1 protein-coding gene is annotated in these 1033 nt (G+C 43.3%); it reads left to right on the top strand.

Features of this window, described 5'->3' with window-relative positions; translation table 11 throughout:
- The first annotated feature begins 98 nt into the window (after positions 1 to 98).
- Positions 99 to 1019, top strand: a complete 921-nt coding sequence (locus FFM75_RS13875) for an IS30-like element ISLsa1 family transposase (protein WP_011373852.1) — start codon at positions 99 to 101, stop codon at positions 1017 to 1019.
- The last annotated feature ends 14 nt before the right edge of the window (positions 1020 to 1033 follow it).

Below are 1033 nucleotides of genomic sequence, written 5' to 3'. Positions count from 1 at the left end.
GGCAAATTCTATAATTAATCCGAACAGAAATTAAAAAGCCCAAAGCAATCACTTACAATGGTAGTAGCTAATTCCAACCAATATAGGGAGTGATTACTTTGGGTACATCTACTTTATCACGTTTTCAACGTGGCGCACTAGCACAACTGGTCAATGAGGGGAATAAATCTTACCAAGTAATGGCTGACGCCTTAGGCGTCGCCAAAGCTACGATTAGCTATGAGTTGGACCGGGTTAAACCTTATGATCCAGAATTAGCTCAGCAAGATGCAGATCGCAAAAGGCGGAATTGCGGTCGTCGTTCGATGCTGACGGCAGCATTAGCGACTTTAATTACCAATCACTTACGATTAACCTGGTCACCAGAAACCATTGCGGCCGCTTATAACTTGAGCACTGCGTCAATTTATAATTGGCTTAATCGTGGCTGGCTCCCCTTCAAATTGACTGATCTACCCAATCGGAATGTCCGCCAGCACCGAGTGAGCGAAAATCGTGGGAAATTTACAAGTGGGACTTCCATCGAACAACGGCCAACAACTGTTAATCAACGGTTAGCTTTTGGTCATTGGGAAGTAGATACGGTGCTTTCTAGTCGAAGTGAGTCACGATCATGTCTGGTTACATTCGTAGAACGTAAGACCCGACTTCTATGGGCCATCAAAGCCCCTAATAGAACGGCTAAGGCTCTAAACACCGCCTTTGGCAAGTTTATGGGGGCCTTCGGTCCCCAAGTAAAATCCATTACTGTTGATCATGGTAAAGAGTTTGCCAATTATCAGGCCTTAGAACAGGATTATCAGATCAAAGTTTATTTTTGCCATCCATATTCACCATGGGAGCGAGGTTCCAATGAATATTTTAATAGACGGTTACGCTGGTTCTTCCCGAAAAAGACCAATTTTAGCCAAGTAACGACTGATGAGATCCTAGCAGCACTTGAACTAATTAATCAACGACCATTAAAAATACATCATCAACAGACTGCCATTGAAAGATTCCGGGCTTGTTCGGATTAAACTTGTAATTTGCC

This window comes from Lactiplantibacillus daowaiensis (genome assembly GCF_005405085.1).
GTDB classification, from domain to species: Bacteria; Bacillota; Bacilli; order Lactobacillales; family Lactobacillaceae; genus Lactiplantibacillus; species Lactiplantibacillus daowaiensis.
The sequence above is the reverse complement of the archived record's forward strand: the minus strand, read 5'-3'. Positions and strand labels throughout refer to the sequence as shown.